12 protein-coding genes and 1 tRNA gene are annotated in these 16,002 nt (G+C 50.2%); 3 read left to right on the top strand and 10 right to left on the bottom strand.

Annotated features, from left to right (window positions below; all coding sequences use genetic code 11):
• Positions 1-289 precede the first annotated feature (289 nt).
• From KOO62_11725 to KOO62_11735, 3 genes are all read left to right on the top strand, one after another.
• Complete coding sequence (locus tag KOO62_11725) at positions 290-1,177, top strand: TrmB family transcriptional regulator (GenBank protein ID MBU8934657.1); 888 nt, start codon at positions 290-292, stop codon at positions 1,175-1,177.
• Positions 1,170-2,318, top strand: a complete 1,149-nt coding sequence (locus KOO62_11730) for a hypothetical protein (protein ID MBU8934658.1) — start codon at positions 1,170-1,172, stop codon at positions 2,316-2,318. The genes KOO62_11725 and KOO62_11730 overlap by 8 nt, the downstream gene beginning before the upstream one ends.
• Before the next feature lie 738 nt (positions 2,319-3,056).
• Positions 3,057-3,151 (top strand) — tRNA-Sec (locus tag KOO62_11735).
• A gap of 115 nt (positions 3,152-3,266) precedes the next feature.
• Here KOO62_11735 and KOO62_11740 read toward each other — a convergent pair.
• From KOO62_11740 to KOO62_11785, 10 genes are all read right to left on the bottom strand, one after another.
• Positions 3,267-4,190: a cation diffusion facilitator family transporter gene (locus tag KOO62_11740; protein ID MBU8934659.1), complete on the bottom strand. Its 924-nt coding sequence runs from the start codon at positions 4,188-4,190 to the stop codon at positions 3,267-3,269.
• 31 nt (positions 4,191-4,221) lie between these two features.
• Positions 4,222-4,944 (bottom strand): bacillithiol biosynthesis deacetylase BshB1, encoded by a 723-nt coding sequence (gene bshB1 / locus KOO62_11745; protein MBU8934660.1) that lies wholly within the window; start codon positions 4,942-4,944, stop codon positions 4,222-4,224.
• Complete coding sequence (gene bshA / locus KOO62_11750) at positions 4,937-6,067, bottom strand: N-acetyl-alpha-D-glucosaminyl L-malate synthase BshA (protein MBU8934661.1); 1,131 nt, start codon at positions 6,065-6,067, stop codon at positions 4,937-4,939. The genes bshB1 and bshA overlap by 8 nt, the downstream gene beginning before the upstream one ends.
• Positions 6,064-7,692, bottom strand: a complete 1,629-nt coding sequence (gene bshC, locus KOO62_11755; GenBank protein MBU8934662.1) for a bacillithiol biosynthesis cysteine-adding enzyme BshC — start codon at positions 7,690-7,692, stop codon at positions 6,064-6,066. The genes bshA and bshC overlap by 4 nt, the downstream gene beginning before the upstream one ends.
• Positions 7,685-10,834, bottom strand: a complete 3,150-nt coding sequence (locus tag KOO62_11760) for an efflux RND transporter permease subunit (protein MBU8934663.1) — start codon at positions 10,832-10,834, stop codon at positions 7,685-7,687. The genes bshC and KOO62_11760 overlap by 8 nt, the downstream gene beginning before the upstream one ends.
• Positions 10,834-11,877 carry an efflux RND transporter periplasmic adaptor subunit gene (locus KOO62_11765; protein ID MBU8934664.1) on the bottom strand — a complete coding sequence of 348 codons (1,044 nt, stop codon included), beginning with the start codon at positions 11,875-11,877 and terminating at the stop codon, positions 10,834-10,836. Before KOO62_11765 ends, KOO62_11760 begins: the two co-directional genes overlap by 1 nt.
• A 23-nt stretch (positions 11,878-11,900) precedes the next feature.
• The gene (locus tag KOO62_11770) at positions 11,901-13,274 is read right to left on the bottom strand and encodes a TolC family protein (protein ID MBU8934665.1); all 1,374 of its coding nucleotides are present in this window, start codon (positions 13,272-13,274) and stop codon (positions 11,901-11,903) included.
• Positions 13,271-13,888: a TetR/AcrR family transcriptional regulator gene (locus KOO62_11775; protein ID MBU8934666.1), complete on the bottom strand. Its 618-nt coding sequence runs from the start codon at positions 13,886-13,888 to the stop codon at positions 13,271-13,273. The genes KOO62_11770 and KOO62_11775 overlap by 4 nt, the downstream gene beginning before the upstream one ends.
• Before the next feature lie 94 nt (positions 13,889-13,982).
• Positions 13,983-14,954, bottom strand: coding sequence for a magnesium/cobalt transporter CorA (gene corA, locus KOO62_11780; protein MBU8934667.1), 972 nt, complete (start codon positions 14,952-14,954; stop codon positions 13,983-13,985).
• Positions 14,951-15,988, bottom strand: a complete 1,038-nt coding sequence (locus KOO62_11785) for a flippase-like domain-containing protein (GenBank protein MBU8934668.1) — start codon at positions 15,986-15,988, stop codon at positions 14,951-14,953. The genes corA and KOO62_11785 overlap by 4 nt, the downstream gene beginning before the upstream one ends.
• Between the last annotated feature and the right edge of the window lie 14 nt (positions 15,989-16,002).

Raw genomic sequence — 16,002 nt, forward strand, 5'->3', positions numbered from 1 at the left:
CAGCGCGCCTGCTTTGGGAGCAGGATGTCGGAGGTTCAAATCCTCTCACCCCGATTTATCTTACTTCCCTATAGGTGTCATTAATTTCGATATACTTCGTCCGAATTACTGGAAGACACATAATAAGATGAAGACAATCCTGTATGGGTAAGTTTGTCTTCGTAGACAGATCCCCTGTACGAAGCTGGATCGGATTTTTGTCCCGATATTCCAATACAAATTGAATTTGTAGATAGGCTCATAAACAAAATAGTGTTGACAAATAATATTGGTAGCATATACTACCAATATGACAAGCAAAGACTATACTCTGCCATTACAGGCTCTCGGTTTCACAGAGATCGAGGCTCTCATCTACGGTTTCCTTGTAGAAAACTCCCCGGCGACCGGCTATCGGATCAGCCACGCCGTCGGTAAGCAGCCTCCCAACACATACAAAGCGATAGCTTCCCTTGAGGACAAAGGGGCAATCATCGTCGAGGTGGGAGAAAGAAGACTTTGCCGGGCGGTGCCACCGGTGGAACTACTCGACAAACTCGAACAGTGCTTCAAACAACACCGTCAGGAAGCTGACCGTGCGCTGAAAACTCTTTCGAGCTCCCCGCAGGATGACGGGATATATCATCTCAAGACCGTGGATCAGGTGATCAGTCAAAGCATAGCCATGCTGGATCGAGCCAAGGGGATTGTTCTTTGTGACCTGTCTCCCGGTCCTTTCAGCCTGCTTGCAGATTCCCTCAGAGAAACCGCAACCAGGGGCGTACGCATCATCTGCAGAGTTTACAGCGAGGTGCAGATCCCGGACGTGATTACTCAGCAACTGACCGGGTACGATCCGGCTTTGGATACCTGGCCCGGTCAGCAGATCAGTATTGTAGTCGACGCTGAAGAACACCTGCTCGGGTTACTCACAAAAGACATGAAGGGTGTGCATGAGACCGTATGGAGCAATAGTACTTACTTGTCCTGCCTGCATCACAATCACGTGGCCTCTGAGATTCTGTACACAAATCTCGAGTCGGGACAAGCTAACCTGTCAGCCGAAGCCGAGGAGAAATTGAAAAACATATCATTACTGACATTCCGCCCGTCCGGCTTGGAGACTCTCATCAAACGCTATCGAACCACCCCTCCCTCATTTGACCAACACTCCAGTGAAAAGGAATCAGATGATTAAGCGTTCAATCACAGCAATCAATCTTCTAATCCTATTTGCCCTGATGACAGCATCCAGCGTGGTAGCCCAGCCTCCCGAAGTCCGAACCGACACAGACCTGGAGTCGTTACTTGCAAACAGAGCGAACCTCACTATTAACTTGCCTGACCTTGGATACACCTGGAGTGATTCCAATTTCACCGGTTCTGCTGACACCGGTACATTGTTAGTAAACACGACAAAAGTGATTTATTACTTCCTGCACTGGGGGCCGATCGAAGTACCCGAAATTACCGAAGACTATGTCAGAGAGAGAATTCCAAAAATCTGGCCTGGCGAAGGTCTGAAGGTTCTTTCGGTGAACGATACAATTGTAGCCGGGCACCCGGCATATTTCGCCGAGGTGATGCCCCAACGCGATTTCTATCGTGCGTTCTTTTTGATCTGGAACTGCCCCGAGAGTGGTCGCCAGTTTATCACCGACATGAATTACAATGTTCGGTACCACACACCACGGGCCGAACTAGAAGCCGAGTTCGCTACTACATATCATACTCTCGCCTGCCATCCGGGAGCAAAAACTAAAGAGTTGCCGGACCATGTCGTGCGGTTCGATAGCCGTCGTTTCGGCATTCGTTTCGATCACCCATTGCACTGGTTTGTTTTTGAGAATCCTTACGGTGTCCCCCACCCTGAGTATCGTGGTATGCGCAACAAGGATATTGGTTCGCTACTGGCGCACCTTCAGGATATGACAACAGACATCTTCTTCAAATGGGTAACGCTACCTGAAAAATCGGCTGACGACACCCAAACCATGGGTAGTGCAATAGAACACTACCGAGTGGCGATCAAGTGTGCCAGCACAATGGATCTAGTAGAGTCATTCAAGTACGACGACGTGGAGACTGTGATTATAAATGGCCGGAAAGTATTCAAACTTTTTGGTGACGTGGTGCGCAAAGCTCCGGCGCAACCCGACCCCGATTTTGTCTCCCACGCACGGACGATGGTTGTACTGATGGACGATCAGCAGAACAAGCGGCGGCTTCATGTTGTGATACTCATCGATGAATACGAGGTAGATGGAATCCCCCGGAAACCGGTACGGGATATCTTCGACCGCTGGGCGGTCACACTCGCGGAAGGGGTTTCTTTCTGAGTATTTTTCATTGTTAAGAACTGTTGGATACACACGAGACTATAGCTGAATTTACTATTTAACAAGAAAAGGAAAGAACGAAAATGATGAAAAGAGGACCGCTGATTATTATCAACGCGTGCATCTGGGGATTGGTTATATTAAGTTGCGCGTGGGCTTTAAAGGGAACGGACGCGTACCCGTTGATTCAGACCATTCTCTCTGGTGGAGCGGGAGCTACATTGTTCTTATTATTATTTGGTACTCGGAAGGACCCCAAGAAACAGAAGGAACGATAATAATGATAACAGAAGCGATTAGAACAGGAGTGATGATTATTGTCAACGCGTGCATCTGGGGATTGGTTATATTAAGTTGCTCGCATGCTTTAAAGGGAACTGGCGCGTACGAGGAGATTCAAAACATTCTCGTTGGTGGGGCGGGAAGTACAATGCTCTTAATATTATTCGGCACTCGGATGCCCTTCAAGAAACAAAATGGTGAGAGCGCTGATCAGGATGTGAAATAAGGAGAACAATTCTACATCTTCCTATAGATCTTCATCTTCTTTCATTGGAGATACCACCAATTTCGGCGTTCTGGCGTTGTAGTTTCTTGAGATGTCTGTTTAGTTTTGCCCTGTAGGAAGCAGGATGTCGGAGGTTCAAATCCTCTCACCCCGATTTTGTTCTCCTCCGATAACATAGGTTCATATCCTCGACAATTGCATCCTGAACCCATTTGTATTATAATCACACCGGAAGCGGATGCCGTCTGGTGGCGGTCCCGGCCTTCAAAGCCGTGCGGGGGGCAATCATATTGTCCCCGGTGGGTTCGATTCCCACCCCTTCCGCTTTCTAAGTAAGTCTTTATCCTTCGGACTGCGGGGAAGAATCTGCTAAAATGTAAGTTAGCTCTACTACTGCTTCAGGTGGCGTTCCAGCAGCTTTGAATTTGAATCGCCCCGGTTTAGATGTCTGTCTTCAATTCCGGATCAGTGTGGATAATAACGCGGGTGACATCGGAAAACTCTTCCAATAACCGCTTCTTGACATTGTGAGCAATAGCATGCCCGGCGCGAACAGTCAGATCAGGATCGACAACGATATGCAATTCGACGAATATCTGCGACCCGCTTAACCGGGCACGCATGTCATGAACCTGCTGTATCCCATCGATCTGCTCGGCGCATTCTGTCAATTGGATCAATACTTCCCGGTCGGGAGCCGTATCCGATAGTTCCTTAAAAGCCGACCAGACCAACTGCAGGCCTATCTTGGCTACGAAAAATGTCACAACCAGGGCAGCATAGGAATCGGCCAGAGACCAGTCGGGATTCACAAAAGTGGCACCCACTCCAAACAAAACAGCTACCGAAGTAAGCGCATCAGAACGGTGATGCCAGGCGTTGCCGATAAGAGCGAGGCTACGAAGGCGACGGCCGATTATTATTGTGTACCAGTACAACCCTTCTTTGAGAATAATACTTGTCGCGGCCGCTATGACAGCAAAGAGGCTTGGGCTGGATGGTTCATGATGGTAGATTGACTGCAAGCCGCTGTAGGCGATCCCAACCGCCACACCGACCAACAGCATACCGACAATCATACTTGATATAGTCTCAATACGGGCGTGTCCGTAAGGATGGTCCGCATCCTCATGCCGACGGCCCCACTTCAACCCCAGGATAACAACGAAATCACTGAACAGATCGGACAGCGAGTGTATCCCGTCAGCGATCAGAGCCTGACTGCCGCTGAGGATTCCTGCCCATAGCTTGAACACAACCAGGACGACGTTGACGACCGATCCGACAACTGTTGCTCTCAAGCCCGCACCGATATCACCGAGAGATGACTCCTTACCGATCGCGAGTGTATTTTGTTTATTCATACCCATAGTAATCAAGAGCAACCGGTGGTTGTTAGATTGACTGCACCGGCATAAGAAAAGGGTCGTCTAATAATATCTTCTCCTTGACCGTATAAGCCTCGGCGTATTTCACATCAACAACCTGCCCCAACGCTCCCGCACGGGTACGCATGAGATCAAAAATATCCACGCCCGGCTGGAAAATCTGCTTAGCTGTCACGGCGCCACCAAACTGGGACTTATAGGCAGCGACAGCCTCACATTTCTTGTCCATTTCGTCAGATATATCCACCAGGAATGAGTAGTCAGAGTTGCGGAAGTATGAGGCATAGATGATTTTGCGAGGACGGAAAGCTTCACCGCTGAGGTCAGCCTTTTTGAGTCCAGCCAGGTAGCAAGCATCGTAACCCAGCCTACAGCAAGCCAGATGATCAGGATGACGCTGTTCCCAATGGGGTAGAACGACCATCTCCGGTCTGGTGTCACGTATGACCTGCGCCAGCTTGAGTTTGTTGGCCGAAGTGGACTCCACTGCGGCATCGGGTAAACCTAAATTGGCCCGCCAGGATAGACCCAGAATCTCAGCGGCCGCGGCCGCCTCAGTTTGACGGCTTTCAGTCGTACCCAGGGTACTCATCTCCCCTTCAGTCAAATCGAGTACACCGGTAGTGCGACCGAGTGAGGCCATCTTGATCATAAGCCCACCACAAGTAATCTCGACATCGTCGGGATGGGCGGCAATCGCCAGTACGTCAAGATGAATCCGGTCAGCCATTGAGAACTTCCTCGTAGTACTGCTCATATTCTGCCACAATTTTCTCACCAGCGAATTTTTCCAAAGCCATTTTGGCCGCAGCTTTCCGGAACTGCTGTAACCTCTCGGTGTCCTTTAGTAGCGATACAGCCGCCCGCGACATGGAACCGGTGTCTCCCACAGGCAGCAGGAAGCCGTTCTTATAGTCGTCAACCACTTCGGTCAGCCCTGTACCCGAAGAGCCGATCACTGGAACGCCGCACGCCAGTGCTTCCATGGCCGCCAATCCAAACGACTCCTCCTCGGAGGGAATCAGAAACAGATCGGCACATGGCAAAACAGCCTCGATACGATCCTGGCTTCCAAGGAACCGAACTCGGTCGACGAGTCCTTTTTTCTTCACCTGTCGTCGTGTCAAAACGATATCAGGTCCGTCGCCGATCATCAGCAATCGAGCCGGCACCTGGGCAGAGATTCTCTCAAAAATATCGATCACGTCCAGGGTTCGCTTTACAGGACGGAAGTTCGATATGTGCACGATAATGAACTCGTCGGGAGTGGCAAAATCCGCCCGAGCGCATCTACATTCAGATGAACGGAAACGTTCGGGATCGAAAAAGTTATGAATCACCCGGATGTCTTTGTCGAGCTTGAAGACCTCCTTTGTTTCGTCGGCCAGATACTGCGAGACAGCAGTCAGACCATCTGAGGCATTGATCGAAAAGCGTGTCATGTCATAGAACGATGGATCCTGCCCCACCAGTGTTATATCTGTGCCGTGCAGAGTTGTTATGATCTTCGGTGGCACTTCACCGTTGTCGGACAGTAAACGCTGAGCCAGATAAGCACACGTAGCATGCGGAATTGCGTAATGCATGTGCAGAATGTCGAGCTTGGAGTTGCGTGCCACCTCGGCCATCTTGGCCGCGAGTGTGATCGTGTACGGCGGAAACTTGAACAGCGGATAGGCAGTGGTCTCAACACCATGATAGCTTATATTCGCTTCGTACTTGTCCAGACGAAAGGGAATCGCATATGAAATAAAATGTACCTGATGTCCGCCCCGGGCTAGATGGAGCCCCAATTCCGTCGCAACAACTCCCGAACCACCGGTCGAGGGATAACAGGTAATGCCAACGTTCATGGTGCCTCCTTCAGATCGGACAAGTGTATGAGTTGGTGCGAAGTTTCCTCGCTGTCGAGCTGCTCGAACAGAAATGGAATGATTCCACGACCATACCGCGACAGGAAATAGCTCATGTTGAGCGTTCGTTCCTGCAAGGCTCGATGTGGGTACAGCACTCTCCATAAGCGGTAGATACTATCCCGCACCTGTGCACTTCGTCGCTTGTGAGCAGCGAACAATTTCCCTTCCATCTGCCGAAGCAAATGGTCAATTTTTCCCCGCACCTGGTTGCTGTAGGTCTCAAGTGACGGCTCAAACTTCAAGGCCATATCAACGAAGCTGCCGACAGTCTCATCGACATCAGTCTTCATCGTCTGAGATTTCTGCTCCAGATCAGAGGGAAATGAAACCCCCAGAACACGGTTGACAACTTGTTCAACGTCGCCCGCAAGGTCCTCAAGAGATATGTCGTGAGCAGTCATAATCTTCTGAAATCTTTTCTCAACGATGGTGGCCGTAGCTCTCGCCCTGTAATAAGGAGCGACTCTATCAAATAGCGGGAAAAGACGATTCATCTGTGCCAGATACGCAATCTCGGCCGGACCACCTTTCTGAGACAGGACCGGGAATAAATACGACTGGAACACCGGCTTGGTCATCACATCAGGCGAGAATCTCTCCGGTTCGGATCGGATTAACTGCAACAATTCGTCAAGTATAAATCGTTCCTCACCCGCAACAAACATGTCACCATCCCGAAGGATCGGCCTGCGACCCTCACGATTGAGGAAAAGATGAACCGCCTCTGGTTTCTTCTCTACTTGAAGATGATAGCCACTGTCAACGATCTCCCGGTTGGCTGCGTTCAGCTGTCCGTGAAGCTCGTCCTGTTTGTGGAGTATCTGTTCAAACAACGGAACAGCCAATTGCTTGGCCTTAGGATCGGATGGCGAGAACAGGACCAACCCGTACTCTCCAACCAGAGCAGTCATCAGCTTCGCAAACGCCGAGACAAAGGTGTCCTCAGTAGTATAACAACGATCAATCAGACTATACAGATCGTCCGTGAAATCGGAATCCCCAAGTTCTTCTCGCAACTGTTGCCTGGCTCGATCGAGCGCATCGACATCACTCAGCGATGTTTCGCCCATCGGCAGTTCCAAATCACGCACTCCGTCGTAGGAAACCCGACATACTTCACTGCCGTGGTCGAGAATAAACGTGTGGTTGACCTCGGCAAAATCATGATCGTCGGCGGCAATCCAAAACATCGGAACCACCGGCCGATTCAATGTCTTAGCGTATTTGCGGCAGGCCTTGACTATTGCCAAAGCTTTGAAGATAACCAGCATCGGCCCACCAAAAAGCCCCGCTTGCTGACCGGAAAAAACGCATAGCGTTCCCGAATCACGTAGCTTGTCTATGTTGTCAAAAGTAGCCTGACTGCAACCATAGGAACGATTCTGAGTTTCGAGTAAGTCTGCTACCGCGTCCCTTGGATAGTTGATGCCATCCAGGGAGTCAGCCACTTCTTCCAGGCTCTGACCGGCATAGAAATGCAGAGCTTCAGAGTTCCCACTAACCTGATCGAGATAGAGCCGGGAATATCCAAGCGATGAATTGGGGTTAACAAGCTCAACCACTTATAGCCGTTCCCTCATTTTCCACCAATGAACCATCCTTCTTCTTGCGCCGGAACAATCCGACAAAATCATCAACCAGAGTATACACTACCGGCACGACCACCAGAGTCAACAGCGTTGACGATAGCATTCCACCGATTACAGCTTTTGCCATTGGTGCCCGGAACTCAGCACCGGGCCCAATACCGAGTGCCAATGGCAGCATTCCAAAAACCGTGGCCAAAGTAGTCATCAGAATTGGTCGCAATCTGATCGGTCCGGCACTAAGTATGGCATCAGTTCTTGAAACACCTTTGGCACGTTCTTGTTTCACAAAATCGATAAGCAGGATGGCATTCTTCGTTACCAATCCCATCAGCAACACGATGCCGATCATGGACATGATGGAGAACGATGATCCGACCAGTCCCAGAATTGCTCCTACCAGCGAAAGAGGCAACGAAATCATGATTGAGAACGGATCAAAGAACGATTCATACTGAGATGCCAGGAGCAGGTAGATGAAAATGACAGCCAGCATCAGCGCCAAAAGAATGTTGGTAAACGATTCCTCCATCATCTCCGCTTCGCCCACAGGTTCAATAACATAACCAGGCGATAGCTTCATCAGGCTTACTTTATCCATTATCTGTTGCGTTATAGTACCTGCAAAAGCCCAACTGGCCACGTTGGAATTAACCCTGATTTCGCGCTGGCGATCAAAACGATTGTACTGACCTATAGAAGAACCTTTCTCCAACTCGGCCACACGATCCAACGGAATCAACGGCTTCTCGCCACCCGCCAATTCCTTATCGCTCAGGACGAGTATTCGTCCTATGTCATTCATGGAAGACCGGAATTTCTCTTCGAGCCTGACGCGAACATCGTATTCCTCGGTCCCATCCTTGAAAGTTGAGACAACCTCCCCTTCGACCAACGTTCGCACGGTAGCCGGTATTGCATAAAGATCCAGTCCCAGATCATCGGCCAACCGGCGATCAACATCCACCAGAATTTCCGGTTTTCCTTCTTCCATCGTATTATCGATGTCAGCTGTTCCGGAAGTTTCTCGCATTATCGCCTGCACCTTGTGGGCCAGCCGTGCCAACTCATCCAGATCACTGCCCCTGATAGACAACTCAACCGGTTTCTCACCTCCGCCTTCCCCCTGTTGATCTGCCACAGCGATACGCGCCCCGGCAATATCGGACAGGAGTATGCGCACCGAATCCACGAGTTGTCGAGCTGTCAGTTCTCGTTCACTGCGATCTATGAGTTTGACAAACATCGATCCGTCGGTGACAGGAGCATTTCCAACGCCAATGGTGACATATGTGTGGGCTACTTCCTTCAGTTCTCGAATGCGGTTCTCGGCCGTCCTGAAACGAGCGGTCGACTCCTCCAGATTCGTTCCCGGAGGTGTAACCACTGACACAATCAGTTGATTCTGATCCGAGGCGGTCATAAACTCTGCGCCCACATACTTGGTCATATACGCTGCCAGTGCAACCGACCCCAGGGCGCCCAGGATGACAAGCCACCGTCTACGCAAAGAAGCTGCCAATAGACCTTTGTACCTGGGTTTGAGACGGTCGAAGAACTTGTTCCATAAAGAGAGTACGTTGCGCACTCTATACCACATACGTAGTAGTATTCCGCCTGACGAAGTTCTTGCAGCAACAGCTGTCGCCTTGTGCAGCCACCGCGAGGAGAGCATGGGCGTTAAGGAAAAAGCCACAAAAAGTGAAATCAATACCGCAAAGGCTACCGAGATGCCAAACTCGAAGAAGAACTGTCCGACCATACCTTCCATATAGGCTACCGGCAGAAACACTACCATGATAGCAAACGTCGTTGCCGAGACAGCCAGTCCTATTTCCTTGGTTCCGTCGATGGCGGCCGCAACCGGCGATTTTCCCATGTCGATGTGTCGGTAGATATTCTCCATGACGACGATAGCGTCATCGATGAGTATTCCGACTGATAACGACAATCCCATCAATGTCATCATGTTAATCGTAAAACCAAGCGAATTCATTATCGTGAATGTAGCCACCAGCGAAATCGGGATAGACAAACCTGCAATAATCGTCGGGCGATAGTCCAGCAGAAACATGAATATTACGAGCACTGCTAAAATTGTTCCAAACCGGATATTGAACAGGATTTCGTGAACGGAATCCTCGATAAATGTAGCATTGTCCTGAACAATCTCGATGGTAATATCGGAAGGGAGTTCCTCCTCCAATTGGACTATTGCGGCTCTGACTAAGCGCGCCATATCCACAGTATTGGCACCGGACTGCTTGGTAACAATCAACGACACGGCCGGATTCATATCATAGCTTGAGTATGACCTCTGTTCGGCTATGGTGTCGGAGACGGTGGCCACATTCTTGAGATAAACAGGTATGCCGTTCTTGTTCTTGACGATGACATTGTCGAAGTCGCGTACTCGCACCAGACGACCAGCCATTCGCACCGTATACTCCCGGGCCGATTCGTCAATTCGTCCGCCGGGTATCTCAAGGTTGGCGGCCGTAATAGCCCCGGTTATATCAAGAACGCTGATACCGTACGATTCCATCCTGTCCGGGTCAAGTGCCACCAGGATTTCGCGCTCCTGGCCTCCTGAAAGTTCAATGTTGCCGACGCCCTGGATAGTCTCCAGACGTTTCTTGATAACATTTTTTGCCAGTTCGGTGACTTCACGGGCTGGGCGTTCTCCCGATACCGCCAACGACAAGATCGGCTGAGCATCAGGGTCCCAGTTCTGGATGAGTGGCTCTTCCACTTCATCCGGCAACTCGGCTCGCACACCCGCTACTTTCTCACGAACCTCCTGGGTCGATTCAAAGCCCCCCTTGTACATCTCGAACTCGATAACAATCAGCGAGAAGCCCTCCTGAGATCGGGAAGTAATATGCCGGACACCGGATATTTGGTTGATGACATCTTCGATCTTCTTGGATACTTCCGTCTCGACCGTCTCTGCCGCCGCACCCGGATATATCGTCTGCACGACAGTAATCGGGAAATCGACATCCGGAAAGAGATCAACCGAAAGTTGGTAGTAAGAAAACAATCCCAGCACCACCAGGGCGCTGATCATCATGGTCGCGAAGACTGGACGTTTGACTGATATTTCAGAGAGCTTCATTATTCACCTGTTGCTGTACCAGTGATGTTGACCTTGACGCCATCTTCCAGGTAATCCTGTCCCAAAGTCACAAGGATATCACCGGGATTAAGCCCCGATACTATCACCACCGAGCCGTTCACCTCGGGTCCAAGTTCTACAACTCGTCGTTCGGCGGTATCCTCATTGACTATATAAACCACATCTCTTCCGCCGAGGTTCAGTACGGCGTTGCGAGGAATAACCAATACTCCTTCCAACTGCTCGACAATCAAGCTGACTCGCACAAACATTCCCGGGGTGAAGAGTCCGTCGGAATTATCCAGGGTCGCCTCGACTTCATAGGAGCGCGTGGCGGGGTCGGCGGATCTGGCCACGGCCGTGACCGTACCTGTCGCGACAAGACCGAGGGCATCAACCGCAATTCTTACTTCGTCGTCCAGCGAAACCAGTTGAATGTCGGAAGTATTGATGGGGAACCTGACACGCAACCGATCAACACTGGCTACTGTTGCCACAACCTGACCAGCACTAAGATAATTCCCATCGACAACATCGACCGAAGTGACCGTGCCGGCGAAGGGAGAACGTATATCAACCAGTCTGGCGGCAGCATCGAAAGCCGCCCTGGCAACTTCGTATTCCGTGCGCGCCCCGTCGGCGGCGGCCTCGCTTACGGCACCTTCATCGAACAGATAGGCCATTCTATTGTTCTGTTTCTCAGCATTCAGATAGAGAGATTTCGCCTGCTGGTAGCTTGAGCTTGGACCTGATTTATTCAACGACACAATGACCTGTTCAGCCTTCACATGATCACCTTCGCGAACACGGACTTTCTCAACCGCCTCTGATATCTTGCAATAAATGACAGCTTGCTTCTGACCTTCCAGAGAACCTGTGTAGGTCCGAACCATTTCCTGATCCGATATCTCGACGACTTGCGTCATCACTGCCACTACTTTCTCTGAGGCCACCTGGTCTGCTTCGTCTTCACCACCACAGGAGAGTCCCACCAAAGTAAACATGGCCGCCACTAATCCAACTTTGAGAATCTTCTTATTCATGTCTTGTGTGTTCCGTACTATTATTAGAGTGTGCTTGCTATTCTTAATTGTGATCTTGCTTGTCTGAACAGAAATACTGCTTCAGCCTGAGCGTTGCGGGCATCAGTCAGAGCCACCTGAGCTGAGAGTACTTCCAATAGTGTTCCTATTCCTGACTCATAACGAAGATTCGATATCCTGAGTCCGGCTTCAGCCTCCGCAATGTTGGCGCCTTGAATATCCATCGTCTCTTTTGCCTGCGTCAACAAGTCGTATGCTTCCTCTACTTGAAGCCGCACATCATCCCGAAGTTGTTCTCGAACGAGCATGGCTTGCCGATGATCCGCCTTACTGATTCCGACCTCTCCCCCGCGAGCGCCACCCTGGAAGATCGGAATGGTAAACGAAAGCCCGGCAGTCCAGGAGTTGCTGTTGTTTTTCCTCAGGCTTAGTTCATCCGATCCAGCTTGCCAGTCATACGACAGAAATACACCTGCTGACGGATAGTAATCGCCCTGGGCAACCCGAATCGCCTTTCGTCTCATATCAACCATATACTCGGCCTGATGTATTTCCGGGCGAGCTTCAAGAGCCATTTGAAAATGTTCTTCAAGCGACGGCAGAGCCTGTAGTGAAGTATCCTCCGCTTCTTCCCGCAGCGTTACATCAGAATTGAATTCAATACCAAGGAACGATTTCAGTCGCTTCTCTGATAGCCGAACTTCTGATTTAACAGCCAGAATTCGAGGCAGGAGATTGTTCTTTTCAACTCTCGCCCGGAGAACCTCATACTCCGACACCAAACCCTGCGAAAACTGTTTCTCTACTACCTCAAGATTGTAACTATTAGCCTCCAGAGCTTTCTCAAGCACCAGCAATCTAGATCGTTGCAGGAGAGCCGAGTAGAACAGCAGTTCAGCATTGTATATGACTTCGGATCGCGACTGGTCGGCCATTGCCTTAGAAAATTTCCGATAGTCCTTGGCAATGGAGTAGGCAGCAAATACTTTCCCGCCCTGAAACAACGATTGGCTTACCGTGAGTCCGGCGCTGAACGAATTCGCATACCCGAATTGCAATTCCTGAGTCTCACCGTCAGCCTCGAAAAAGGTCTTGGGTATCTTGAAACTATGAAGATAACCGCCGGTAGCCTCAATCGTTGGAAACGCTCCTGCGCGAGCTCTGGCAACTTCCCCGCCTGCCTTGGTAACTTCCTCCTGAGCCGCAAGGTATGCGCGATTGAAAACCAGCGCTTTCTCTCTGGCCTTATCTATAGTCAATTCGAGAGGCTGCGCGTTGGCGACCGCAGCTATCAGTACCAGCGCCAGTAGGGCGGTAACCGCCATTCGTCGCGTCAGGTTTGTCAACCAACCAAGCTTCCCTGTTATTCTTCGGGGCATAAGCTCACTGATGCTCATTTTCCTCTCCGATTCCTTGCCTTCCCGGGCTTCCCGGCGTCAAAATGTTTTGTAAACAGACGAGCCTGTTTGTCGAAATCTATATGATTAGGATGCATGAAACTCCCCCAGCAAAGACCGTCATAGAAGTTGACGGTCAGCAGAGCTAACTGCCATAACCCCTTCCGGGATGTAGCCAGGGTCGGATCAAGACAGCGCGTGCACAGCCCCAGGAACTCCTCGTATCCATCATCAATGGCTCTCCGGATACGCGGAATCTGTATTATCTCAGCCAGCAAGGACAGGTTGTGCCTGGCTCCGTGCATAGGTGCCTCCCCATCGATTTTCTTGAGGCGGCGGATTAGTTCACCGGGCTGCAGGCTCCCTCGGGGCAGTTTGCCGACCCCGTCCTGGTACAAATTTAGGATCATCTGTGTAAGCTCCAGGAGAATAGCCTCTTTATTCCTGAAATGATGATAGACAGCACCCTTGGTAAGACCCACTTCCGTAGCGATGTCATCGAGCGTCGTGGCTCGGTACCCCTTCTTGTCAAAGAGGTTGTGGGCCGCCATGAGAAGCTGCTGGCGGCGAGCTTCGGCCGGGAGTTTGGGGCTTTGTTTGATCTGTCTCTTCATTCCAGCCTTGATCCAATTCTATACATACCTACTGGTCAGTATCTATGTATAGATATATCGCAAAATGTCAAGGAAAGTTTCCAAGAAAGATCAATTACAACCACTTTTTTTTGCGAAAGAAGACTACCAGACCGAAAACTACTACCAGCATAATCCCCAGAGCATACCAGTAACCGTATTTCAAGCTCAGTTCAGGCATAGAATCGAAGTTCATCCCCCACAAGCCAACGAGGAAAGTAGGTGGAATAAACAGCACGGTGAATATCGTCAGGATCTTGATTATGGCATTGGTTCTGGTCGAGATTGAGGAATAGTAGACTTCGAGGGAAGAATTGAGAATCTCGCGGTGAAAACTGGCAATGTCGTCAATTCGCACCAGATGATCGTGGACATCCGAAAAATAGACGGCCGCTTTGCTGGAAATCTGACTGAATTGCTCGCGGGAGAACCGCGCCAGGACTTCCTTCTGGGGCATCACGATCCGCTTCAGATGGACTATATCACGGCGCAGAGTAAAAATCGTTTTGAGCGTGTCCTCCTCAGCCTCTCCCCCCAGAACGTCGTCCTCAATCTGGTCAATATCATATTCAAGGATGTCCAGCGTTGCACTGTAGTTGTCAACAATACTATCGATAACAGCATGAGAAAGGAAATCGACTCCACGAGACATGAGTCGCTCGTCACGTTCAGCTCGATGGTGCAGATAGTCAAAAATACGGTGGTCATCGTAGTGGACCGTTACCAGTGCATTGTCGGTAACAAATAAGTCGATCTCACCAATCTTGAGTCCTTCTTCCCGTCCTATGTAGTCTACAATCTGAAAGACGACAAAAAGATACTGATCATAATCATCAACCTTGGTGCGCGGTTTTTCGGAGATCACGTCCTCAATAGCGAGCGGGTGAAAATGGAAATCATGCGTCAGGACAAACGATTCCTCATCGGTCGGTTTGCACATGTCAACCCACAGAACACTGTCCTCGAGTTTCACCATCTCGTCGAAACTCTGGATGCCGTCCATGACCACGATGTCCTGGCCGGGCGAATTAAGGAAGGACTTGATCATACTTTCTCCCGGTCGAGAAGAACGCCGTCCTCGGAAATATGATCTATCAGTTCTTCGTCCTGGTGTTCCTTCTGAATTTCCTGAAGTGACATTCGTTCGCTACGGAGAAAGGCAAGACCGAATATCCACATCGGGATGATATCGATAATGTGCAGAGCCAGGGCAAACATCACGGCGTCCGACCGCCCCACCGAAAAAGCCACCAAAGACGTACTGACCGCCACTTCAAATGTGCCTGCGTTGCCAGGGGTGATAGGGACCATCAGAGCAATAGTGTTGATAATCATCACAGCTGCTGCCGCAGCAATAGGTAATCCGAAACCGAAGGCCTTAAAGAGGAAATAGACTACCAGCATATGGGTCGTCCAGAAAACCAGAGAAATACACAGCGATCCGGCTAGATGCTGGCTGGAGCGAAGCAGTTCAATACCCTTGCAAAATGAACGGATGAACTTCTTAAGACCTATATACAGCCCAGGTCGTCGTTCACGGAAGCAGCGGCGGCCCAAATCCTCGAGCGCACGACTATAGTGCAGGAACACATATAATCCGGCCAATAAGGCCAGCGTAATCCCAGCCACGACCCAACTCAGCGAACGATACTCATCGGGAAAGGCAAACGCCAGCGAAGTAAGAAGCAGAAACAGAACCAGTGTAATGGCGTCAAACAGAATTTCAAGAACAATCGTTGAGAAGACAAAAGTCTTCCGCAATCCCTCTTTCCTCGCAAAAAGGATCACCCTCCCAAGCTGACCAGTAAGGGCCGGCATGAGGATATTCAATACCTGTCCGGCAGAATAGAGGGTTATGCTTCGATAAACCGGGATTATCTTCTGGGGAGCGACCATGAGCTTCCAACGCAGGGCTTTGAAAGCAACAAAAGCCACTGAACAAATCAGGGATAGAAGAATATAGAGAAGATTGACGCGATGATACAGCAACTCCAGTTCGCTGAGCTTAACATCCTTTACGCAGAAAGCCAGCAGAGCAACGGCAAATACTGTCCCCCAGAACTGTTTCTTCTTCCACATCATAATCGAATATTCTT

The organism is Candidatus Zixiibacteriota bacterium, assembly GCA_019038695.1.
Classification (GTDB): domain Bacteria; phylum Zixibacteria; class MSB-5A5; order GN15; family FEB-12; genus B120-G9.

What these genes read in the sequence shown, in the direction of transcription:
- KOO62_11765 (MBU8934664.1), bottom strand. Translation starts at nt 11,877, where the DNA reads ATGAATAAGAAGATTCTCAAAGTTGGATTAGTGGCGGCCATGTTTACT.
- KOO62_11775 (MBU8934666.1), bottom strand. Translation starts at nt 13,888, where the DNA reads ATGAAGAGACAGATCAAACAAAGCCCCAAACTCCCGGCCGAAGCTCGC.
- KOO62_11760 (MBU8934663.1), bottom strand. Translation starts at nt 10,834, where the DNA reads ATGAAGCTCTCTGAAATATCAGTCAAACGTCCAGTCTTCGCGACCATG.
- KOO62_11785 (MBU8934668.1), bottom strand. Translation starts at nt 15,988, where the DNA reads ATGATGTGGAAGAAGAAACAGTTCTGGGGGACAGTATTTGCCGTTGCT.
- bshA (MBU8934661.1), bottom strand. Translation starts at nt 6,067, where the DNA reads ATGAACGTTGGCATTACCTGTTATCCCTCGACCGGTGGTTCGGGAGTT.
- corA (MBU8934667.1), bottom strand. Translation starts at nt 14,954, where the DNA reads ATGATCAAGTCCTTCCTTAATTCGCCCGGCCAGGACATCGTGGTCATG.
- bshB1 (MBU8934660.1), bottom strand. Translation starts at nt 4,944, where the DNA reads ATGGCTGACCGGATTCATCTTGACGTACTGGCGATTGCCGCCCATCCC.
- KOO62_11725 (MBU8934657.1), top strand. Translation starts at nt 290, where the DNA reads ATGACAAGCAAAGACTATACTCTGCCATTACAGGCTCTCGGTTTCACA.
- KOO62_11740 (MBU8934659.1), bottom strand. Translation starts at nt 4,190, where the DNA reads ATGAATAAACAAAATACACTCGCGATCGGTAAGGAGTCATCTCTCGGT.
- KOO62_11730 (MBU8934658.1), top strand. Translation starts at nt 1,170, where the DNA reads ATGATTAAGCGTTCAATCACAGCAATCAATCTTCTAATCCTATTTGCC.
- KOO62_11770 (MBU8934665.1), bottom strand. Translation starts at nt 13,274, where the DNA reads ATGAGCATCAGTGAGCTTATGCCCCGAAGAATAACAGGGAAGCTTGGT.